16 protein-coding genes are annotated in these 22,368 nt (G+C 73.2%); 10 read left to right on the forward strand and 6 right to left on the reverse strand.

Features of this window, described 5'->3' with window-relative positions; translation table 11 throughout:
• Positions 1-8: 8 nt before the first annotated feature.
• Both OG361_RS23265 and OG361_RS23270 read left to right on the forward strand, forming a co-directional pair.
• A complete protein-coding gene (locus OG361_RS23265; protein ID WP_405856434.1) occupies positions 9-905 on the forward strand; it encodes an acyl-CoA dehydrogenase family protein in 897 nt (298 codons plus the stop codon).
• 400 nt (positions 906-1,305) lie between these two features.
• The gene (locus OG361_RS23270; protein ID WP_405856436.1) at positions 1,306-1,827 is read left to right on the forward strand and encodes an ATP-binding protein; all 522 of its coding nucleotides are present in this window, start codon (positions 1,306-1,308) and stop codon (positions 1,825-1,827) included.
• Between the two features lie 199 nt (positions 1,828-2,026).
• Here OG361_RS23270 and OG361_RS23275 read toward each other — a convergent pair whose 3' ends face one another.
• Positions 2,027-2,953, reverse strand: a complete 927-nt coding sequence (locus tag OG361_RS23275; RefSeq protein ID WP_405856438.1) for a cyclase family protein — start codon at positions 2,951-2,953, stop codon at positions 2,027-2,029.
• Between the two features lie 100 nt (positions 2,954-3,053).
• Here OG361_RS23275 and OG361_RS23280 point away from each other — a divergent pair, with 100 nt between their 5' ends.
• The 3 genes from OG361_RS23280 (at position 3,054) to OG361_RS23290 (ending at position 6,422) form a co-directional block, all read left to right on the forward strand.
• A complete protein-coding gene (locus OG361_RS23280; protein ID WP_405856440.1) occupies positions 3,054-3,986 on the forward strand; it encodes an SDR family oxidoreductase in 933 nt (310 codons plus the stop codon).
• Positions 3,983-5,038, forward strand: coding sequence for a Zn-dependent alcohol dehydrogenase (locus tag OG361_RS23285; RefSeq protein ID WP_405856442.1), 1,056 nt, complete (start codon positions 3,983-3,985; stop codon positions 5,036-5,038). The genes OG361_RS23280 and OG361_RS23285 overlap by 4 nt, the downstream gene beginning before the upstream one ends.
• A gap of 115 nt (positions 5,039-5,153) precedes the next feature.
• The gene (locus OG361_RS23290) at positions 5,154-6,422 is read left to right on the forward strand and encodes an MFS transporter (RefSeq protein ID WP_405856444.1); all 1,269 of its coding nucleotides are present in this window, start codon (positions 5,154-5,156) and stop codon (positions 6,420-6,422) included.
• Here OG361_RS23290 and OG361_RS23295 read toward each other — a convergent pair.
• Entirely contained in the window at positions 6,329-7,372 is a 1,044-nt protein-coding gene (locus OG361_RS23295; RefSeq protein WP_405856446.1) for a GlxA family transcriptional regulator, read from the reverse strand. The genes OG361_RS23290 and OG361_RS23295 overlap by 94 nt on opposite strands.
• Positions 7,373-7,526: 154 nt before the next feature.
• Between OG361_RS23295 and OG361_RS23300 the strand changes: the two genes are divergently transcribed.
• The 3 genes from OG361_RS23300 to OG361_RS23310 all read left to right on the forward strand — a co-directional run bounded on the left by OG361_RS23300 (position 7,527) and on the right by OG361_RS23310 (position 10,787).
• Positions 7,527-8,774 (forward strand): MFS transporter, encoded by a 1,248-nt coding sequence (locus OG361_RS23300; RefSeq protein ID WP_405856447.1) that lies wholly within the window; start codon positions 7,527-7,529, stop codon positions 8,772-8,774.
• A gap of 181 nt (positions 8,775-8,955) precedes the next feature.
• Positions 8,956-10,263, forward strand: a complete 1,308-nt coding sequence (locus OG361_RS23305) for an MFS transporter (protein ID WP_405856449.1) — start codon at positions 8,956-8,958, stop codon at positions 10,261-10,263.
• A gap of 23 nt (positions 10,264-10,286) precedes the next feature.
• Complete coding sequence (locus OG361_RS23310) at positions 10,287-10,787, forward strand: hypothetical protein (RefSeq protein ID WP_405856450.1); 501 nt, start codon at positions 10,287-10,289, stop codon at positions 10,785-10,787.
• Here the strand turns inward: OG361_RS23310 and OG361_RS23315 are convergent.
• The 4 genes from OG361_RS23315 to OG361_RS23330 all read right to left on the reverse strand — a co-directional run bounded on the left by OG361_RS23315 (position 10,784) and on the right by OG361_RS23330 (position 18,287).
• A complete protein-coding gene (locus OG361_RS23315; protein WP_405856452.1) occupies positions 10,784-11,392 on the reverse strand; it encodes a flavin reductase family protein in 609 nt (202 codons plus the stop codon). The genes OG361_RS23310 and OG361_RS23315 overlap by 4 nt on opposite strands.
• Positions 11,393-11,498: 106 nt before the next feature.
• Positions 11,499-15,191, reverse strand: coding sequence for a hypothetical protein (locus tag OG361_RS23320; protein ID WP_405856454.1), 3,693 nt, complete (start codon positions 15,189-15,191; stop codon positions 11,499-11,501).
• Positions 15,192-15,265: 74 nt separating this feature from the next.
• Positions 15,266-16,057: an enoyl-CoA hydratase/isomerase family protein gene (locus OG361_RS23325; protein ID WP_405856456.1), complete on the reverse strand. Its 792-nt coding sequence runs from the start codon at positions 16,055-16,057 to the stop codon at positions 15,266-15,268.
• Positions 16,058-16,064: 7 nt separating this feature from the next.
• The gene (locus OG361_RS23330; protein ID WP_405856458.1) at positions 16,065-18,287 is read right to left on the reverse strand and encodes an acetate--CoA ligase family protein; all 2,223 of its coding nucleotides are present in this window, start codon (positions 18,285-18,287) and stop codon (positions 16,065-16,067) included.
• 365 nt (positions 18,288-18,652) lie between these two features.
• On the opposite strand from OG361_RS23330, the gene OG361_RS23335 reads away from it, so the two are divergent.
• Both OG361_RS23335 and OG361_RS23340 read left to right on the forward strand, forming a co-directional pair.
• Positions 18,653-20,413 carry a hypothetical protein gene (locus tag OG361_RS23335; RefSeq protein WP_405856460.1) on the forward strand — a complete coding sequence of 587 codons (1,761 nt, stop codon included), beginning with the start codon at positions 18,653-18,655 and terminating at the stop codon, positions 20,411-20,413.
• 140 nt (positions 20,414-20,553) lie between these two features.
• Entirely contained in the window at positions 20,554-22,290 is a 1,737-nt protein-coding gene (locus OG361_RS23340; RefSeq protein ID WP_405856462.1) for a hypothetical protein, read from the forward strand.
• Positions 22,291-22,368: the final 78 nt, after the last annotated feature.

The following is a 22,368-nucleotide window of genomic DNA, read 5'->3' on the forward strand; positions in this document are numbered from 1 at the left end:
CCCCCGCCATGGACTTCCGACTCACCGAGGACCAGCGGGCGCTGCGGAAGGGGGTACGGGAGCTGCTCGCGCGTCTCTTCGACCGGGAGGCGCTCCGGGCGGCCGTGGACTCCGGGCGGCTGGACCGGGAGCTGTGGCGGGAGCTCGGCGCGGCCGGGTTCTTCGCGCTGCGGCTCCCCGAGGAGGAGGGCGGGGTGGGGCTCGGGCTGCCGGAGGCGGTGCTCGTCTTCGAGGAGGCGGGGCGGGTGTTGCTGCCGGGGCCGTTGGTTGCGACGCATGTGGCGGCGGGGTCCCTGCGGGGCGCGGCCGAGGGGGAGGTCGTGGTGACCGACGCCTCGGAGGGGCTGGTTCCTTGGCTGGACGAGGCGGATGTGGTGCTGGGGGATGCCGAGGGAGCCGTGCCGTTGCGGTCGGTGGATCCGCTTACACCCCTGCACAGGGTGCCCGGCACCGGGGGTCGTGCCCACCCGTTCCGCCATGTGGAACGCCTGCCCACAACGGTTCTGGAGACGGTCTTGCTCACGGCCGCGGAGCAGGTCGGGAGCGCCGGTCGGACCACTGAGACGGCTGTGGCGTACGCGCGGGAGCGGGAGCAGTTCGGGCAGGTGATCGGGGGGTTCCAGGCGGTCAAGCACCTCTGTGCCGGGATGCTCGTCCGTACCGAGCTCGCCCGGGCCGCCGTGCGGGCCGCGTCCGTCACCGCCGACCCCGTCGAGATCGCCGGGGCCAAGCTCCTCGCCGACGAGGCCGCCACCGGGAACGCCCGGGACTGCCTCCAGGTGTTCGGCGGGATGGGCTTCACCTGGGAGGCGGACGTGCATCTCCACCTCAAACGGGCGTGGGTACGGGCGGAGCTACGGCTGCCCGCCGCGCGGGCCGAGGAGGTGGTGGCCGCCCGCCTGTAGCGTTCCGCGTCCGCCGGGTCACGGAATGTCGATATCGGGTTGTGTCCTTCGGCGGGGCCGTCACGGCCCGGAGTCGGCCTCCGGCTCCGGTACTCTCCGTTGGATGCGAGTGCTCGTTGGCCCGGATCGTCCCGGTGTCGCCCCTGAGGTGACTCCGGGCCCGGGAATGCGCGCCGCTCGCGCCCCCAGGAGGCGCCCCGCGCGCTCCTGTTCGACTCCCCGCAGCGTGCGTCGCACAGTATGGACTACGCGTACTCCTTCGCGCTGGAATATGCCTGAAGCGCTTGTTGCGGTGACTGTACGTCAACCATGCTGTCTCACAAGGGAATCACGTTCCGTAAGGGCGTCGATGGCTGTGAGGCGCGAGGCGATGTGTCCGCCGGTTCGGATGGTGTGAGCGGTGCAGGTGCTTCAGGTTCAGTTGGAGGTCGGGCCGGACCCGGCGGAGGTGGGGCGGGCCCGGAGGTGGGCGCGGTCGCGGCTCGCCGGTTCGGGCATAGGGGACGACGAGCCGCTGGCGGACACGCTGGTGCTGCTCATCTCCGAGCTCGTGACCAACGCCGTGGTGCACACCGGCTGCCCGGCCGTGCTGCGGATGCTGTTCGCGGCGGAGGGCGGGGTGCGGGTCGAGGTGGCCGACGCGAGCGACCGCCCGCCGCGGCCCCGGCACGCGGAGGGCGAGGACACCAACGGGCGCGGCCTGGAGCTGGTGGACGGCCTCGCGGACCGGTGGGGCTGGCAGCCCGATGGCGTCGGCAAGAGCATCTGGTGCGAGGTGGACCGGGCGCCGGTCGCGCCCCCGACCGCCGCCCCCGTCGCCTCCTCCGCCCCCGCGTCGGTGTCCACCGTTTCCGTGGTCTCCGCCGTCTCCGCACCCGTGAAACCGGGGATCCCGGTGTCGCCCGGTTGGGCGCGCTGTTGACGGTTCGTTCCGTTTTGCCCACTCTGGTGTGAGCGATTCGTGGCGAGGGGAGCCGAGGGCCGTGGCCCTCGGCGTGTGCGGGTCGTGCTCGGGTGGCGGCGGCCGTGCCGTGCTCGGGGCGCGCGCGAGCGCGCCGCCGCCCGCGAACCACCGCTCAGAGGATCGCCGCTCAGGGGATCGCCGCTCGGGGGATCGCCGCTCAGAGGATCGCGACCGGGGCCACCGGTGTTCCCGTGCCACCGACGAAGGGTTCGGGCATCGCGGAGAGCAGGAAGGCGTAGCGCCGCTCCTGTGCACAGGCTGTGGACAGCCCCTCCAGATTCCAGTTCTGCCCCTGGAGCATCCCCATCTCGACGAGGTCGAGGGCGTGGACGGGCAGCCAGAGGTCGTCGATCTCCGGCGGGAAGATCTCGAAGGTGAGCGTGTCGTTGGCGACGGCCGCGACGTCCCGGGCGTGGAACCACTCCGGCGTACGGACCGAGAGCCCCGGTGACGGGAAGGCGTACCCGTGGCTGTCGCCGGCCAGGTACACCTGCATCTGTCCCGTCCGTACGAGGACGACGTCGCCGGACCGGACCGTGACCCCGCCGAACTCGGCGGCCTCGTCGAGGTCCTCGGGGGTGACGGCGTGGTCGCCGGGCAGCCGGTCGACCCCCTTCGCGGCGGCCACGTCGAGCAGGACGCCCCGCGAGACGAGGTGCCGGGCGGTGTGGATGCCGCTGAACTCGGAGCGGCCGTGCGGGGTGATGGTCGAGGCGGGGCGGCCGTTGTAGATCCGCCCGGAGTGCGAGGCGTGCGTCAGGGCGTCCCAGTGGGTGCCGGCCTGGAGGCCGAGGGTCACGGCGTCGTCGCTGGTGGCGACCGTGCCGGGGCCGAAGAGCTCCTGATTGACCTGGACCATGACGTGGAGCGGGTTGACCCGGCCGGGGATCATGCCGGTCTGGACGCCGTCCTGCTTGAGGTCGACGGCGAGCGGGACGCGGTGGCCGGTGCGGACGGTCGCGACGGCCTCCCGCACGACCTCGTCGGTGACGAGGTTGAGCGTGCCTGTCTCGTCGTCCTGGCCCCAACGTCCCCAGTTGTTGACGCGCTTGGCGATCTCGTGAAATGCGGCGGGCAGAGACATCGGGGCCTCCGGGGTCTTGTTTTCCGGTATCTGACGGACCGTAGAATCCTGACGACGAATGAATCTAACGGACCGTCAGAAACTGTGGGAGGGGCCGGGCATGGGGAACTTCTTGACTGGCAGGGTCGTCGCCGTGACGGGCGCGGGGCGGGGCATCGGCCGCGCCGTCGCCCTCGCGTGCGCGGCGGAGGGCGCGAAGGTCGTCGTCAACGACTACGGAGTGTCGATCGAGGGCGGGGAACCGACCTCGGAGATCGCCCTCTCCGTCGTGAAGGAGATCGAGGCGGCCGGCGGCACGGCCGTCGCCGTCGCCGACGACATCTCGACGATGGCGGGCGGGCAGCGGGTCGTCGACGTCGCCCTCGCGGAGTACGGGCGCATCGACGGGGTCGTGTGCGTGGCCGGCATCCTGCGCGAACGGATGCTCTTCAACATGGCCGAGGAGGAGTGGGACCCGGTCGTCGCCACCCACCTCAAGGGCACCTTCACGGTCTTCCGCGCCGCCTCGGCGGTGATGCGCAAGCAGGGCGCGGGGACGCTGATCGGCTTCACCAGCGGCAACCACCAGGGCTCCGTGGCGCAGGCCAACTACTCGGCGGCGAAGGGCGGCATCATCTCGCTCGTGCGCAGCGCCGCCCTCGGGCTCCACAAGTACGGGGTCACCGCGAACGCGGTCGCGCCGGTGGCCAGGACCCGGATGTCCGCCAACGTCCCGATGGAGCTCAAGGAGATCGGGGAGCCGGAGGACGTGGCCGCTCTCGTCGTCTACCTGCTCTCGGAACGGGCGCGGGCGGAGAAGATCACCGGCCAGGTGTACACGATCGCCGGCCCGAAGATCGCGGTGTGGGCCCAGCCGAGGGAACTGCGGGCCGGGTACGCGGAGGGCGGCGCGTGGACGCCGGAGCGGATCGCGGACTTCCTGCCGGGGACGGTGGGGGTGGACCCGATGCCGATGCTGGAACGCCTTGAGGAGATGGCCCGGGCCGCGGCGGACGGCTCGCGCCCGAATGCCGGTAAGGAGAACGGGTCATGAGGGGTGTCGTGTTCGACGGGAAGTCCGTGCGGGTCGTCGACGATCTGGAGGTGCGGGACCCCGGGCCCGGGGAGGTGCTCGTCGGGATCGCCGCCGCCGGGCTGTGCCACAGCGATCTGTCCGTCGTCGACGGGACCATCCCGTTCCCCCCGCCCGTCGTCCTCGGCCACGAGGGCGCCGGGGTCGTCGAGGCCGTCGGCCCCGGCGTCACCCACGTCGTCCCCGGCGACCACGTCGCCCTCTCCACGCTCGCGAACTGCGGCACGTGCGCCGACTGCGACCGCGGCCGGCCCACCATGTGCCGCAAGGCGATCGGCATGCCGGGGCAGCCGTTCTCGCGCGCGTCGACCGGGCAGCCGCTGTACCAGTTCGCGTCCAACTCCTCCTTCGCCGAGCGGACCGTCGTCAAGGCCGTCCAGGCCGTGCGGATCCCGAAGGACGTCCCGCTCACCTCCGCCGCCCTCATGGGCTGCGGCGTCCTCACCGGCGTCGGGGCCGTACTCAACCGCGCCAAGGTCGGCCGCGGCGAGACCGTCGTCGTCATCGGCACCGGCGGCATCGGCCTCAACGTCATCCAGGGCGCCCGGATCGCGGGCGCCCCGACGATCGTGGCCGTCGACACCAACCCGGAGAAGGAGGCCGTGGCCCGGCAGTTCGGCGCCACGCACTTCCTCGCCTCCACCGACGGCGTCCGGGAGATCCTGCCCACCGGCGCCGACCACGTCTTCGAGTGCGTCGGACACACCGGCCTCGTCCGTACCGCGATCGACCTCCTCGACCGGCACGGCCAGGCGATCCTGCTCGGCATGACCGCCCCGAAGGCGGAGGCGAGCTTCCCGCCCGCCGCGATGTTCCTGGACAAGTCGATCCTGGGCTGCCGCTACGGCTCCTCCCGCCCCCAGCGGGACATCGCCCTCTACGCGGAGCTGTACCGGTCCGGCGAGCTCCTCCTCGACGAGCTGGTGACACGGACGTACCCCGTGGAGGAGTTCGCGCGGGCCGTCGAGGACGCGGAGCGGGGGAAGGTGGCCCGGGGGGTGCTCACTTTCTGAGCTTTCGGAGCCTTCGAGCCTTCGGGCCTTCGAGCCTTCGGAGCCTCCGGGCCTCCGGGCCTGCTTGTGGAATTCCCCTGGGTGACAGGACCGCCTGAGGGCTACGGTCGTGGCCATGTCCTACCGCGAGCTCGCCACCCGCCCCGTCCTCGCCTGGTCCGCCGTCACCGTCGCCGGCCGGCTGCCCGTCGCCATGGCGCCGCTCGCGCTCGTCTTCCTCGTGCGGGAGCGGCCCGGCGGCTACTCGCTCGGGGCCGTGCTCGCCGCCGCGTACGTCATCGGGGAGATCGTCGCCGCACCCGTCCTCGGCATGCGGATGAACGCCGAGCGCGCCCGGCCGCAGCTCGTCGCCGGACTCGCCGTCGGCGCCGCCGGGTTCGCCGGGCTCGGGCTCCTGCCCGACGCGCACCCCGTCGTCCTCGCCCTCCTCGCCCTGCTCGCGGGCGCCGGACCGGCGGCCGTGCCCGGCGGGCTGCGCGCCATGCTGACCGGCATGGTCCCCGAGCGGGCCGTCACACAGGCGATGAGCATGGAGTCGGTGCTGACCTTCGCGATCTGGGCGGCGGCGCCCGCGCTCGCCACCGGTCTGGCGCTCGGCGTCGACCCCGCCGTACCGCTGCTCCTCCAGGGCGCCCTGATGGGGCTCTCCGTGGCCGGGCTGTGGCTGCTGCCGGCCGGCTGGTCGGCCGAGCCGCCGGGCGAGGGGGCCTCGGTGCGGCGGGCGCTGCTGCGGGCCTGGCCCGTGTACGTCCTCGGGGCCGGCGCCCTGACCCTGCTCGCGCTCGCCGAACTGATCCTGCCCGCCCTCCTCGAACAGCGCGGCATCGGCATCGGCTGGGCGGGACCGCTCCTCGCCGGGTTCTCGATCGGCTCGGCCGTCGGCGCGTTCGTGTACGGCCTGCGGAGCGGCGGCTGGCCCGGCCCGCTGCCGGTCCAGTCCGTCGTCCTGGTCCTCGCCGTCTCCGCCGGGGTCGCGCTCGTCGCCCTCCTGCCCTGGACGGTGGGCATCGCGATCACCCTGGCCGCCTCCGGCCTCCTCATGGCCCCCGCGATGCTCACCCGGAACCTCGCGCTGCGGGAACTCCTCCCGCCGTCCGCGCTCGCCGCCGGGTACTCGGTCATGTACGCGGCCGTCGGCGCCGGTTACGCGGCGAGCGGCACCCTCGCGGGCGGCCTCCTCAAGGTGGTGGCCCCCTCGACGGCGATCCTCTGCGGAGTCGGTCTGACCGTGCTGCTCACGGTGGTCGGCGCGGTGGGGGAGCGGCGGCTGGCCCGCCGTGCCCCGGTGGTTCAGGAGGAGGCCTCGGAGGATGCCTCCGAGGGAGTCTCCGAAGGAGCCACCGGGGAAGCCTCCGAGGAGGCGGCGCGGAAGGTGCGCCGGTAGGACGTCGGGGTCACCCCGATCGCGCTCATCAGGTGCACGCGCAGCGATTGGGCGGTGCCGAAGCCGGCGTCCTGCGCGACCCGGTCGACGGGCAGCCCGGTGGACTCCAGGAGGTGCCGGGCGCGCTCGACGCGCTGCTGCGTGAGCCACTGGCCGGGGCTGATGCCGACCTCGTCACGGAAGCGGCGGGTGAACGTCCGTACGCTCATCGCCTCCTTCTCGGCCAGGTCCCGCAGCTGGATCGGCTCGTGGAGGTGGGCGAGCGCCCAGGCCCTGGCCGTGGTCGTGGTGTGGGTGCCGGCCTCGGGGAGGGGCCGCTCGATGTACTGGGCCTGGCCGCCGTCCCGGTGCGGCGGCACGACGGTCCTGCGGGCGACGTCGTTGGCGACGGCGGTGCCGTGGTCACGGCGCACGATGTGCAGGCACAGATCGATCCCGGCGGCCACGCCCGCCGACGTGAGGACGTCGCCGTCGTCGACGAAGAGGACGTCCGCGTCGACCCGCACACTCGGGAAGAGGCGCTGGAAGTGGTCGGCGGAGGACCAGTGGGTGGTGGCCGGGCGCCCGTCGAGGAAGCCGGCGGCGGCGAGCACGTACCCGCCGGTGCAGATGGAGACGAGCCGGGTGCCCGGCCGGATGTGCGCGAGGGCGGCGGCGAGCTCCTCGGTGAGCCTGCCCTCCTCGTAGACCGGGCCGAGCTCGTACGAGGCGGGTATGACGACCGTGTCGGCGGTGGCGAGGGCCTCGGGGCCGTGCTCCACGTACACGGAGAAGTCGGCGTCGGTGGGGACGGCACCCGCGACGGGGGCGCAGGTCACGATCTCGTACAGGAGGGTCCCCTCGGCGTCCCGGGCGCGGCCGAAGATGCGGTGCGGGATGCCCAGTTCGAAGGGGAGGAGCCCGGGCAGGGCGAGGACGGCGACGCGGTGGGGCGTGGGCGACGGCGGCACGGGCGGTGCTCCCTCCGGGAAGGACGGTCGGTCGAGAACCGGTGAAGGACGGTAGGTCGAGAACCGGTGAAGGACGGTCGGTCGAAACCAGTGCAGGACGGTAGGTCGAAAACCAGTGGTGGTCCAGACCAGTTACTGGTACCCCTTCGTTTCCGTGACGGACAACACGTACAAGTCTGAGGCCGCCGAACGGATTCCCGTCCCGGCCGAGCCGCCCGCACTGTGGAACCGTAACTTCCGGCTCTTCTTCGTCGCCCGCGCGGTCGCCGTCTTCGGCGAGGGCACGGTCCCGGTCGCCTTCGCCGCCGGACTCCTCGGGGCCGGCCACTCCGGCTCCACCGTCGGCTACGCGCTCGGCGGCTGGACGGCCGCCTTCGCGCTCTTCGTCCTCTTCGGCGGCGTCCTCGCCGACCGCTTCACCGCCCGCCGCATGATGATCCTCGCGGACCTGCTCCGGCTCCCCGCGTCCGCCGTCCTCGCCGTCTCCTTCACCCTCGGCAGCCCACCCCTCTGGGCGGTCTACGCCCTCTCCGTCCTCAGCGGCGTCGGCGCCGCCCTCTTCCAGCCCGGGGTCGCCTCCACGATCCCGCGCATCGCCCCCGACGTGCAGCGCGCCAACGCCGTCCTGCGGGTCGTCGAAGCCCTCATGATCATGGCGGGACCGGCCGCCGCCGGCCTGCTCGTCGCCCTGTGGAACGCGGGCGCGGCCTTCGCCGTCAACGGTGCGACCTTCGCCGTCAGCGCCCTCTGCCTCGCCCTCATGCGGCTCGCCCCCATCCCGTCCGACACCGTCCGCCGCGACTCCCTCGGCGCCGAACTCGCCGGAGGCTGGCGCGAGTTCCGCTCCCGCAGCTGGCTGTGGGGGGTCATCTCCATCTGGACGGTGTACGGACTGACCGTCGCGGGGCCGATGGTCCCGCTCACCGCGAGCCTGGTCACCGGGGAGCACGGCTCCGCCACGTACGGCGTGCTCATGGCGATCAACGGCGCGGGCAGCGCCGTCGGCGGCCTGATGGCCATCCGGCTGCGCCCCCGCCGCCCCCTCGCGGCGGGCGCGGTGGCCCTCCTCGGCCTCCCCGTGAACCTCTGCCTGCTCGGCGCGGGCGCCCCCGTGTGGCTGCTCGGCGCGGGGCAGTTCATCGGCGGCGCGGCCTTCGCCTTCTGGCTGGTCATGTGGTCCACCGCCGTCCAGACCCACGTCCCGCAGGAGGCCCTCAACCGCATGCACGCGTACGACGTGGCCGGCTCGCTCCTCATGATGGGCGTCGGCCGCAGCCTGTCGGGCCCGGTGGCGGTGGCGGTCGGCACGGAGACGGTGCTGCTCACGGGGGCGGGGGTCGCGGTGCTCGTGGTGGCGGCGCTGCTCGTCGTGAGGCCGATCAGGACGCTGCCGCGGGTGTAGCGGGGAGGGGCGGGGGAGGGACGGGGAGGGGCGGGGCACGCCCAGGCCTCGCGGCCGCGCCCAGGCCTCGCGGCCGCCCCCGGGCCGCCCCGGTCGTGTCCCGGGCCGTGTCCCAATCCTTTGGAAACATGTCGTTCAGGCCAATGGTGGGGGTGGGGGCGGGCGCGCCAAGCTCTGTGGCATGGCCCAGACAACCGAGAGCCCCGCCTCCGCGCCCCCGTCCCGCCACCGCCGCACCCCGCGCGTCCACCGCGCCTGGTTCGTCGCCGCGGTCACCTTCGTCACGATCATCGGCGCCGCGGCCTTCGCCTCGCTGCCGGGCCTGCTGATCGAGCCGCTGCACCGGGAGTTCGACTGGTCGCGCGGCACGATCGGCTTCGCCGTCTCCGTGAACCTCGCCCTCTACGGCCTGACGGCCCCGTTCGCCGCCGCGCTCATGGACCGCTTCGGCATCCGCCGGGTCGTCGCCGTCGCGCTGACGATCATCTCCGTCGGCTCGGTCCTCACCGTGTGGATGACGGCCGCCTGGCAGCTCGTCCTCTTCTGGGGCGTCCTCGTCGGCCTCGGCAGCGGCTCGATGGCCCTCGCCTTCGCCGCGACCGTCACCAACCGCTGGTTCGTCGCCCGCCGCGGCCTGGTCACCGGCATCCTCACCGCCGCCGGCGCCTCCGGACAGCTCGTCTTCCTGCCGCTGCTCTCCTGGCTGGTCGAGAACCACGGCTGGCGCCCGGCCGCCGTCACCGTCTCGCTCGCCGCCCTCGCGGTCGTCCCCTTCGTGTGGCTGCTGCTCCGCGACCACCCGGCGGACGTGGGCCTCGCCCCGTACGGCGGGGAGTACGCCGAGAAGCCCGCCCCCGTCACCGGCGCCGCCCGCCGGACCCTCACCGTCCTCTTCAAGGCGGCCCGCACCGGCCCCTTCTGGCTGCTCGCCGGCACCTTCGCGATCTGCGGCGCCTCCACGAACGGCCTGGTCAAGACCCACTTCGTACCCGCCGCCCACGACCACGGGATGCCCGTCACCGCGGCGGCCGGACTGCTCGCGGTGATCGGCGTCTTCGACGTCGTCGGCACGATCGCCTCCGGCTGGTTCACCGACCGCTTCTCGGCGCGGCGGCTGCTCGCCGTCTACTACGCGCTGCGCGGGATCTCGCTGCTCTTCCTGCCGATGCTGCTCGCGCCCTCCGTGCACCCGCCGATGCTGTTCTTCATCGTCTTCTACGGCCTCGACTGGGTGGCCACCGTCCCGCCCACCATCGCCCTCTGCCGCGAGCACTACGGCGAGGACTCGGCGATCGTCTTCGGCTGGGTCCTCGCCTCCCACCAGGTCGGCGCGGCCCTCGTCGCCTTCGGTGGCGGTGTCGCCCGGGACGTCTTCGGGTCGTACGACATCGTCTGGTACGCCTCCGGTGCGCTCTGCGCGGCGGCGGCGCTGATGGCCCTGGTCATCCGGCGACCCCGGACGGAGACGGTGTCCTTGGCGGGAGCATGATGATCTCCAGGGGGTGATCGCGGGTGAGCGATCCATACATGGGGCGTACCAACGCCCGGATGCTGCGGGTCTCGACACTGGCGCTGCTGCTGGAGGCCGGGGCGGCCCTGGCGGTGCTGATGACGGTGGGCCTGTCCACGGAGCCGGAGCCCGGGGACGACGTCGGCGGCAGCGCTCTGCTCCTGCTGCTGCTCCCGTTCATCGCGGTGTTCGGCGTACTGGCGGCGTTCGCGGTCTCCGCCGTGCTGGTCCTGCCCGTGGTGCTGCTCGGCGAGGACCTGGGGCGCAAGTTCGGCGGCGGCCCGGTCTGGTGGCAGCTCTCCCTGGCGGGCCTCGCCGGCGCCCTCCTCGCACCGCTCGCGGGCGTGCGGGGGTGGGTCGTGGGCTGGACGGTCCTGGCCGTGGCGGCGCTGCTCACCCGGCGGGCGAGGCAGGGCTACTTCGTCTCCCTGCTTCTGTGGGGCACGCTCGCCGTGGTGAGCGTCTTCATGGTGGGCGGGATCGTCCTGTACGCGGACTCCTAGGAGCTGAACCGCCCGAACCGCCCCCGGTGGAAGAGCAGCGGATCCGCGTCCTCCGCCGCGCCCAGGGAGTCGACCCGCCCGACCACGATCAGATGGTCCCCGCCCGTGTGGACGGCGGTGATCGTGCAGTCCAGCCAGGCGGGGGAGCCCGCCAGCCGCGGGGAGCCGGTGGACGGGGCCGGGGTCCAGTCGACGCCGGCGAACTTGTCGGCGCCGCTCACCGCGAACGACCGGCACAGCTCGCCCTGGTCGGCGCCGAGGATGTTGACGCAGAAGGTGCCCGCGTCCCCGATCCGGGGCCAGGTCGTCGAGGTGCGGGCGACCATGAAGGCGACCAGGGGCGGGTCGAGGGAGAGCGAGGCGAAGGACTGGCAGGCGAAGCCCGCCGGGCCTTCGGCGTCGAGGGCCGTGACGATCGTGACCCCGCTCGCGAAGTGGCCGAGGACGCGGCGGAATTCGGCCGGGTCGACGGGCGGTCGCTCGTCCTCCCGTACCGCGCGCAGTACCGGCCTGGGCAGTGGTTCGACGGCCGTCGGTGCACCGGCCGCTCTCAGGTGTCGGACGGCGGTGGCCGCCATCCCCGCATGTCCCATCACACCGCCCATTGAAACTGACGGTTCGTCAGATAGGAAGCCCCCGGGGCGACGGAGGACCGTCGCCCCGGGGGCTTCCGGGACAGAGGAGCCCGAGGGGGCCGAGGGGGCCGATGGGTCAGCCCGCGACCGCCCCCGTCGACCGGGTCCACGCGACCCCGGCCGTGTGACCGGTCCGGTAGGCCGTCACCTTCACGGTGATCCGCGTCCCGCGCTGCGCGCTCGTCGGCGTGAACCAGGTCTTGGTGGCCCCGGAGATCGCCCGCCCGTTGGCGTACCACTGGTACGCGTACGAGGTCGGCGCCGGCGTCCACGTACCCCGGTTCAGGGTGAGCGTCCGCCCGACCCTGACCGTGCCCGTGAGGTACGGAGCGACGGTCGCCTTCGGCGCGAGGCCCGTGGCGACGGTGTACCCGGCGGTCGTGTACGCCCCGCTCAGGTGCCCGGTCCGGTGGGCGGTCACGGTCACCGTGAGCTTCTTGCCGAGGACGGACGCGACGGGCACGTACGTCGACGCCGTCGCCCCGGCGATCGCCACACCGTTGGCCCGCCACTGGTACGCGTACGAGGTCGGCGCCGGCGACCAGGTGCCGACCACCGCCGTCAGCTTGCTCCCGACCCGGGTGGCGCCCGTGAAGTACGGGACCTTGGTGGGCTTGGGCGCGACGCCCTTCACCACCACGGACCCGCTGACCGCCGTGACGACCGGATGCCCGGCCTTGCGGGCGGTCACCGCCACGGACAGCTGCTTGCCGAAGAGCGTCGACGGCAGCGTGTACGTGGAGGCCGTGGCCCCCGCGATGGCGACGCCGCCGGCCCGCCACTGGTACGCGTACGCGTCGACGGCGGGCGTCCAGGTCCCGGCCTTCGCCGTCACCTTGCCGCCGACGACCGCGGTGCCGGTGACGGTGGGAGCGGCGGTGGCGCGGATGGGGGCGACGACGGTGACGGGCGGGCGGAGGTACTGCGCCCCGTGCGCGAAGACGCTCAGGCTCAGCGTGCCGAGAGGGGCGTTCGTCAGGTCCAGGGCGACCGTCGCGCTCCGGCGGTCGGGAGCGACGGAGACCGGCGTCGACCGCACCCGGTACGTACCGTTCGACACCTCCACGGCGAGCGACTCGTGGAGTGCGCCGCCGGTGACCGTCATGGTGATCCTGCCCCGGCCGACCGTGCCCGGGGTCACGGTGCCGACGGTCCGCTCGTCGAGGCCGCAGAGGTAGTGGGTGCAGGAGAGGTCGGCCCGTACCGCGGTGGAGGCCTGTGCGGGCTTCTCGGGGAGGCCGAGCACGAGCGTGCTGGGCCGGGACGCCTTCGGCTGGGCGCTCGGCAGGGAGCACTGGTAGTTCTGGCCCTCGCTGGAGTACGACCCGAAGCAGCCGTTCTTCAGCGTCGAGCCGTCGTACAACCAGGGGGTCGGCGACTGCTCGAAGGTCCCCGTCGGCGTGAGCCGCACGTCGAAGCGGTCACCGGACGCCGTCGGAAGCACGGCGCAGATCGCCGTCCTCTGCTCGCTGAGAGTGCCGACGAGCGGCCCGAAGCCGTAGCTGATGTTCGGGACCTTGACGCACTCGGGCGCCGGCCCGGCGGGCGTGCCGACGCGCAGGGCGTCGAGACGGTAGGAGGCCGGGGCGGTCTTGCCCTCCGGGACCTCCACGAGGACCTGGTAGCGGCTGGAGCCGGTGACGGCGCAGCCCGCGGCGAAGTAGTCGCAGACGGCCTTGCCGCTCGCGTCGTAACCGATCTGGCGGACGGCGCCCTGTGCGTCGCGCACGTTCAGGTGCAGGGTGTCTCCGGCGGAGGCGGTGGTCACCTGGTGGCAGAGGAAGGTGCCCGGCGCGGCCGGGACACCACCGGTCGACGGGCCGCCGACCGCCGTGGCCGGGGTCGTGACGCAGCCGCGCGCGGTGGCGGTGACGTCCCGGCGGGTGAGCGCGAACTCGGCGGGGACATCGCGGCCCCGGACGAGGACGGTGTGCGCGAGCCCCGGGGTCAGGGCACAGGTCGAGAAGGTGCCGTAGTACGAGCGGATGGCACAGACCTGCTTGCCGGCCGCGTCCAGGACGCTGACCTCGGCCCCGGAGTCGCCGGAGACCTCCTGGATCCGTACGAGCTCGTGCGCGGAGTGGCCGTCGGCCGGGATGGTCAGGCAGTCGGCGAAGACGCCGTCGCCGTTCTTCACGCTCATCCGGGCGGAGTTCGCCGTGAAGTCGCCGGCGAGGAAGGTGCGGCAGGCGCTCGGCGCGTCCGTGCGGTGCGCGACGAGACCGTAGCCGGCGGTTCCCTCGTGCGGGTCCTTGTCGGCGACGAGGGCGCGGTACGGGGCGGTGCCGCCCGGGACGCACGTGCCCTGCATGAGCTGGAGGTCGTCGCAGAAGGCGACGCCGGTCGCGTCGACGACGCTGACGTCCGTGGAGCCGTCGGTGAGGAGGGCCAGGTGGGCACCGGCCGACACCGGCAGGGTCAGGCAGTCGACCTCGCCGGGGGCGGTGAAGGTGCCCCGGTGGACGGTGCCGAGCGGGACGTCGCTCACGCAGCCCTCGCCGGAGGCGCGGTCCACGATGCTGACGGCCTCGTCGGTGACCAGCGTGTACGTGGCACCGGCGGTGAGCGCGCAGTTCTCTCCGCCCGCGCACACGGTCGTGCCGTCCGCCGCGTACACCTCGATGCCGGTGGCCCAGCCGTCCGCGCCGACCTGCCGCACGTCGTAACGGCTCGTCACAGCGGGGACGAAGGTCCGGCACCCGGTCTGCGGGGCGGCCACGGTGGGCGCCGTGCCGTAGGCGTTCACGGGCGCGGCGGCGCAGCCGGACGGGTTCGACAGGCGCCGGACCTCAAGGGTGTACGCGGCCGGGGAGCCGTCCTCGGCGTGTCCGACGACGGCCAGGACGCGGAAGCCGGCGGAACCCTCGGGCAGGACGCAGCCGTCGCTGCCGTCGGCGTTCCAGGAGGGACAGATCCGCTTGCCGGAGTCGTCGGTGATCCAGCGGTGGGCGGCGCCGGGGAGGTCGGCGGTGATCCGCTCGCCGGGGGCGGCGGTGAAGGCGTGGCAGACGACGCCCAGCGGGCCGGCGCCCCGGCCGGTCGCCGGGGCCGTGTCGTAGCCGGTGCCGGGGATGCCCGGGCAGCCGGGTGCGGCCATCAGCGGGACGAGGGAGACACCGCTCTCGTGGCTGTCCCAGTCGCTGTTGTAGAGCTTGAGCGTGTACGTCCCGGCGGCGAGTTCGCACCAGGAGTCGCGGTAGTTGAAGTCCTCGCACTCGACGGGGGTCTCACCGGAGTACAGCGAGGGGTACGCGTGCTGGTCGGAGTGGAGGAGCCGGTGCAGGCCCGGCTTCTCGACGGTGACCGTGAAGCAGACGGATTCCTTCCCCGCGACCGTCGCGCTGCCGACCGCGCCGCCCGGGTCGCCCAGCGGGGCGAGGGCGAGGGCCGGGCAGGGGGCGGCGGTCTCCGTCGGGTCGGGAGTCGGTGTCGGTTCGGCCGTTTCCGTCGGGTCGGGAGACGGTGTCGGCTCGGTGGTCTCCGTCGGGTCGGGAGACGGCTCGGCGGTCTCCGTCGGGTTCGGCGTCGGGTCCGTCGTCGACGGCTCCGGTGCCGGTACGGCACTCGCCGTCGGCGCGGGCGTCGCCGCCAGGGCCGTACCCGTCGGGACGAGCGGGCCCAGGAGGGCCGTCAGCAGGGCGGGGACCAGAAGAAGCGATCTGCGGGATCTTCCGGATCCGCCGGTTCCTCCGGATCTGGTGGATCTGGAGGGTGTCGTGGATCTGGTGGATCTCGTGGATCTTTCGCGCGAGCGCGCGGAGTTGGGCATGCCGTTCCCCCCGGAGCGGTGTGTGTCATATGCGCGTCACACACTAAGGCCGGCCCCGGACACCCGTCGCGCGACTATCTCCCCTCGTACCGCGACTCCCGCCGCTCCACGAAGCTCGCCACCCCCTCCTGCGCGTCCCGCGTCGTCATGTTGATCTCCTGTGCCGTCGCCTCCGCCGCGAAGGCCGTCGCGCGGTCCACCTCCAGGGACGCGTTCACCAGCTGTTTCGTCAGGGCGAGGGCCCGCGTCGGGCCCTGGGCCAGGCGTTCGGCCCATTCGCGGGCCGTCTTGGCCAGGTCGTCCGCCGGGACGACCCGGTTCACCAGGCCCATCTCCTTCGCCTCCGCCGCCGGGACCGCGTCGCCGAAGAACATCAACTCCTTCGCCCGCTGCGGCCCGATCAGCCGGGGCAGCAGATACGCGCCGCCCCCGTCCGGGACGAGGCCCCGGCGTACGAACACCTCGATGAAGCGTGCCGAGTCCGCCGCGAGCACCAGGTCGCAGGCGAACGCGAGGTGCGCCCCGATCCCGGCCGCCGTGCCGTTCACCGCCGCGATCACCGGCTTCTCGCAGTCCAGTACGGCCCCGATGAACCGTTGCGCCCCGAGCCGGATCACCCGGGCCACGTCCCCCGCCACCCGCTCCGCGCCGCCGGCCGGGGGCGCTCCCCGCAGGTCCGCGCCCGCGCAGAAGCCCCGGCCGGTCGCCGTGACGGCCACCGCCCGGACGCCGGGGTCGGCGGAGGCCTCGGCGAGCAGGGCGATGATCCGCTCCCGCTGGTCCCAGGTGACCGCGTTCATCGCCTCGGGGCGGTTGAGCGTGATCCACGAGACGCCGTTCTCGACGGTGTGCAACACATCGGACATGGCTCTCCTATCGGCAGACCGCGAGCGCGTCCAGGGCCACCGCCCCCTGCCCGCGCGGCAGCACCATCAGCGGGTTGATGTCCAGTTCGGCGAGGTCGCCGTCGAGTTCGAGGGCCATCCGCTGCACCCGGAGCACGACCTCGACGAGCGCGTCCACGTCGGCCGGCGGAGCTCCCCGTACGCCGTCGAGCAGGGCCCGGCCGCGCAGGTCGGCGAGCATGGACCGGGCCTCGTGCTCGCCGAACGGCGGGACGCGGACGGCCGTGTCGTCGAGGACCTCGACGAGGACCCCGCCGAGGCCGACGGTGACGGTCGGGCCGAAGAGCTCGTCGCGCGTCACGCCCACCACCATCTCGACGCCGCGCCCGACCATCTGGCAGACGAGGATCCCGTCGAGGTCGATCGACTCGTAGCGGGCGATGTCGGTGAGCTCGCGGTAGGCGTCCCGTACCTGGCTGGCCGAGGTGAGGCCGACCTTCACGAGCCCCAGCTCCGTCTTGTGGGCGAGCTGCCCGCCGGAGGCCTTCATCACGACCGGGTAGCCGACGAGCCCCGCGGCCCGGACCGCCGCCGCCGCGCTCGTCACGAGCTGCTCGCGCGGCACCCGTATCCCGTACGCCCGCAGCAGTTGCTTCGCCGCGTGCTCGCTGAGCCGCCGGCCGGGCCGCATGAGGGCCTGGGCCTTGCGGAAGGAGGGGGAGGGGGTGCGGGGGGCCTCGTCGAAGGGGGAGCGGTAGCCGGTGGTGAAGCGGTGGTGGTCGAGGTAGGCCTTCACGGCCCCGATGCAGTTGCCGAAGGTGCGGAAGGTGGCGACGCGCGAGGAGCCCAGGAGAGTCGAGCGGTACGCGTCCTCCGTTCCCACCGGTGAGCCCCAGATCACGCACACCAGCTTGTCCGTCGCCTCGGCGGCGTCGACCAGGTCCTGGGCGAGCTTGTCGCTCATGGGCGGGAAGGGGCCGGTGATGGGACAGATGAGGACACCGACGGAGGGGTCGGCGAGGATCGCGTCGATGATCTTCCGGCCGCGCCAGTCGCCGACCGGGTGCCCGCCGTTGTCGACGGGGTTCGAGACGCTCAGGTACTCCGGTATCCACTGGTGCAGTTCGTCCTGCTTGGCCTGCGGGAGGGTGGGCAGCTGGAGGCCCGCGGCCGTGGCGAGGTCGGCGAAGTGGGCGCCCGTACCGCCGGAGATCGAGTAGACGACGACTCCCTCGGCGAGCGGCCGGCGGGCGCGGGCGAGCAGCGTCGCGGTGTCCTGGAGCTCGTCGAGCCCGTCGACCCGGATCACCCCGTACTGGCGCATGGCCGCGTCGACGACCTGGTCGGCGCCGGTGAGCTTGCCGGTGTGGGAGGCGGCGGTACGGGCCCCGGTCTCGGTGCGGCCGACCTTCACGGCGACGACGGGAACGCCCTGGCGCGCGGCCCGGTCGGCGGCGAGGAGGAAGGAGCGGCCGTCCTTGAGCCCTTCGACGTAACAGGCGATGGCCCCGACCTCGGGCAGTCCGGCGAAGTACGAGATGAAGTCGGAGGTCTCCAGGTCGGCCTCGTTGCCGGTGGGGGCCCAGTGGGAGAGGCGGACGCCGAGCTCCTGGAGGGTGAAGACGGGCCGTCCCTGGTGGCCGGACTGGGTGATGAGGGCGACGGCGGGGCCTTCGAGGTCCTCGCGGAAGCGCTCGAAGGCGTTGAGGTTGGTGTTGGGGCCGAGAAGCCGGAGCCCGGAGCCGCGTACGGCGGCGGCGAGCCGTTCCTGCGCGGCGGCGCCCGCCTCGCCGGTCTCGGCGAAGCCGGAGGCGAAGGCGACGGCGAACCGCACCTTCGTCCCGGCGAGTTCCTCGACGACGGGGAGCGGGTCGGCGACGAGGAGGACGGCGAGGTCGACGGGTTCGGTGAGCGCGGAGACGGAGGGCACGCAGTCGATCCCGAAGACGCTCTTACGGGTCGGGTGCACGGGCACGAGCCGGGCGCCGACCCGCTCGGCCCAGGCGAGCAGCTGCCGGGTGATGCCGGTGTTGGGGCGGCCCTCGGTGTCGGAGGCGCCGACGACGGCGACGGACCCGGGCCGGAAGAAGCGGTCGAGGTCGGGTACGGGGGCGTGCAGCGGCCGCCCGCTGACGTCCTGGTCGCCGGGGGCGACGGTGACGCCGTGCACGACGACCGGGGGTGCCTCCCCGCAGGCGACCACGCGGGCGCGGAGATCGGTGGTGAAGGTGCCGTGAGTCGATCCAAGCATGTGTTCCGCCCGCCCTTCACCCATCCGTATACACCTGACGACTAGTCAGATTACAGAACTGACGGCCAGTCAGGAATGGGTGTGCGGCGGGAAGCCTTGATCCGGGCAGGGGGAGGCCGATCCGAGCCGGGAAGCCCCGATCCGGGCAGGGGGGGCGATCCGAGCCGGTAAGCCCCGATCCGGGCAGGGGGGGCCGATCCGAGCCGGTAAGCCCTGATTCGAGCCGGGAGGCTGTACGGCCGGTCGCGCATCCACCCGCCCATCCACCCGCCCATCCACCCGTACAACCCTTCGGGTCGCTGGTCTGTCTCACCCCCCGAACGACGCGAACGGTCGCGTCCGACGAATCCGCCCGGGGGGGCCTCTTGAACCGCACCACTCGCACCACCCGCACCACCGCCTCGCGCGGCCGCCGCCGTGCCCTCGGCGCCGCCCTGGCCGTCCTCGCCTCCTCCGCCGTGCTCACCGCCGTCACGACGGCACCGGCCGTGGCCGAGGAGACCCCGTCCCCGAGCCCGAGTCAGCAGCCCGTCGCCTCCGTCGACCAGGAGGACGTCGTGCGTCAGCAGCGCGTCGCCTTCGTCGAGCAGAAGGACGTCGACGGGGTGCGTACGAGCACGATCGTCACGATCAACGCCGACGGCACGGACCGGCGCGAGATAGCCCCCGTCAGCTGGAACGGCGCCCGGCCCCAGGGCGAGATCACCGCGGTCACCTTCTCGCCCGACGGCCTGCGGATGGCCTTCATCGTGCACGACGGCGCTCCCGACGTCTGGACCGCGGGCGCCGACGGCACGGGCGCCTCCCTGGCCCAGACGAACGTCGAGCAGGTGGGCACCCGGCTGGACGAGCTCGACTGGACCGCCGACGGCCGGAGCCTCTACCTGAGCTTCCGCCCCGAGGCGGGCCAGACCCGGACCCGGCTCATGCGGATGACCGTCGGCAGCTCCCAGCGCAGCTACGTCTTCGACACGCCGGAGAACACCTGGGAACAGGAGGCGGACGTCGCCTGGGACGGCCGTCTCGCCTTCGTGCGCGGCGGCGTCATCCACCTCTGGGACCCGCGCACGGGCGGCGAGCCGCGGCCCCTCACCCGGGGAAGTCACCCCGAGTTCAGGCCGGACGGGCTGTCGCTCTCCTTCTCGAACGGCGAGGACGGCTCGTTCGACATCCACACGTACTCCTTCGGCGACGGCAGCACGCACGCCGTCACCCAGGGGCAGGACATCCGGACCTTCGAGCACTCCCCGTACCGCGTCCTCACCGCCCGGCTCTCCGGCGGAGAGAAGCCCCAGGCCGTCGTCGGGGAGTTCGGCAAGCCGGACAAGGTGCTGTCCGGCCCGGACGCCACGGCCTCCTCGATCACCTGGGCCGTCCCGCCGGGGTCGACCCCCTGGGGGCAGCGACCGCACGACTACGGCGGGACGGTCCGGCCCGACGTGTTCGCCCAGGACTCCACCGGTGTCATCTGGCGCTACGAGAGCAACGGCAGGGGAGGACTGGAGCCCCGGGTGAAGTCCGAGTGGGGCTGGAAGGGCTGGCGCCTCACGGCCGTCGGCGACCTGAGCGGAGACGGCTGGGCCGACGCGCTCGCCCAGGACCCCTCCGGCGACCTCTGGCGGGTCGACGGCTCCAGCTACGGATTCCAGTCCAAGGTGAAGATCGGCTGGGGGTGGAAGAACCTCCGGCTCACCGGCACCGGCGACATGAACGCCGACGGTTCCCCGGACGTCATCGCCGTCGACCCCGCCGGGGCGCTGTGGGTCTACCAGGGTGACGGCCACGGAGGCCTCAAGTCCCGCTTCCAGCACGGAGGGGGCTACCAGAACTACCGGCTGACGGCCGTCGGCTCCATGGAGGACCACGGCAGTCCGGCCGTCCTCGCACAGAAGAGCAACGGAGACCTCTACCTCTACACCCGGCACATGAACAGCAGGACCCTGATCGGTTGGGGCTGGCAGAACCTGACGCTGACCGGCGTGGGCGACCTCACCGGCGACGGGATTCCCGACGTGCTCGCCCGCGACACCGCCGGTGTCCTGTGGCGGTACGACGGCGACGGCGCGGGCGGCCTGAAGCCGCGTACGAAGATCGGCTGGGGCTGGAACGGCCTCTCCCTGTTCTGATCCCGCCCGCGAGCCGACCCCGGCCTGATCGGCACGAGCCCCCCAGGTGCGGCTCCGTACAACCATTCGGGCCGGCGGTCGGTCTCACCCCCCGGACGCCGAGAACGGCCGCGTCCGACGACACCGCCCTGGGGGGCCTCTTGAACCGCACCACCCGCACCACCGGCGCACCCGGCTCGCGCGGCCGCCGCCGCGCCCTCGGCACCGCCCTGGCCGTACTCGCCTCCTCCGCCGCGCTCACCGCGGTCACGGCGGCACCGGCCCAGGCCGCCGAGGGCGCGCCGAAGCCCCGCGTGGTCTTCACCGAGCACAAGGACGTCGACGGCGTCCGCCACAGCACCCTGGTCACGGTCAACCCCGACGGCACGGACCGGCGTGAGCTGGTGCCCACGGGCCCGGGTCTCCCCAAGGCGGAGATCTCCGGTGTCTCGTACTCGCCGGACGGCCTGCGCATGGCCTTCATCAGCAACGACGGCTACGCCGACATCTGGGTCGCGAACGCCGACGGCACCAACGCCCGTCCCGTCCGCATGGACATCGACGAGCCCGACGGCTGGCTCAACGGCCTCGACTGGACGCCCGACGGCAAGCAGCTCTACCTGAGCTTCCGCGCCAAGCCCGGCCACGACCGCCTGCGCATCATGCGGGTCGACCTGGACGGCACCGGCCTCGGCTACGTCTTCGCCGAGCCGGAGAAGACCTGGGACACCCAGGTCGACGTGGCCTGGGACGGACGCGTCACCTTCCTGCGCGGCAGCACGATCCACCTCTGGGACCCGCGCGCGGGCGGCGACCCGAAGCCCGTCACCCAGGGCCTGAACCCGACGTTCTCGCCGAACGGCGATCGCATCGCCTTCGCGAACGGCGCCGACGGCTCGTACGACGTGCACGCCCGCGCCCTGGGCAGCGGCGCCGAGGAGACGTTCACCTACAACCAGAACGTCCTGCTCCCCGAGTGGTCCCCGGACGGCTCCAAGGTCGCGTTCCTCTCCGGAGGTACGCAGCAGAAGGCCACCGTCGCCGACGCCGCCGACCCCTCGACCGGCCGCACGTCCGGCATCCGGGTCCTCTCCGCCCCCGGCACCACGGCCTCCGACATCGCCTGGGCCGCCCCGCGCGGCTGGAGCCCCCGGGGTACGTTCCGCCACGACTTCACCGGGGACGCCGTTCCCGACGTCCTCGCCCAGGACGCCTCCGGTGTCCTCTGGCGCTACGACGGCGACGGCAAGGGCGGCCTGAAGGCCCGGGTGAAGATCGGCTGGGGCTGGACCGGGTACCGCCTCACGGTCGCCGGTGACCTCAGCGCGGACGGCATCCCCGATGCCGTCGCCCAGGACGCCTCGGGCGGACTCTGGCGAGTCGACGGGAACGGGACCGGCGGTCTCCGGCCGAAGGTGAGGATCGGGTCGGGCTGGCAGGGCCTGCGGCTGGCCGGCACCGGCGACCTCAACAACGGCGCCCTGCCCACCGACGGCTTCTCGGACCTCCTCGCCATCGACGGAAACGGCACGCTGTGGCTGTACGGCGGTAACGGCCGCGGCGGCCTTCTGCCGCGCGTCAGTCACGGCGCCATGTACCAGGGCTACCGAGTGACGGGCGTGGGCGCCCTCTCACCGGATGGCTCCCAGGCCTACCTCGGACAGAAGCCCTCCGGCGAACTGCACCGCTATGACGACGCCTTGGGCCGCGAGACGATCGGCTGGGGCTGGAAGGACCTGACCCTGACCGGCGTCGGCGACCTGGGCAACGACGGCATCCCCGACGTGATCGCCCAGGACACCGCCGGTGTCCTCTGGCGCTACGACGGCGACGCCGCCGGCCACCTCAAGCCGCGCGTGAAGATCGGCTGGGGCTGGAAGGGCATCACCACCTTCTGATCCCGCCCATGTGCTGATCCCGTCCCCCGGGATCAACCGGTGCCCGCCCCCAATCCCCTGGGGGGCGGGCACCACCTT

This window comes from Streptomyces sp. NBC_00090, from assembly GCF_045160815.1.
Classification (GTDB): Bacteria; Actinomycetota; Actinomycetes; order Streptomycetales; family Streptomycetaceae; genus Streptomyces.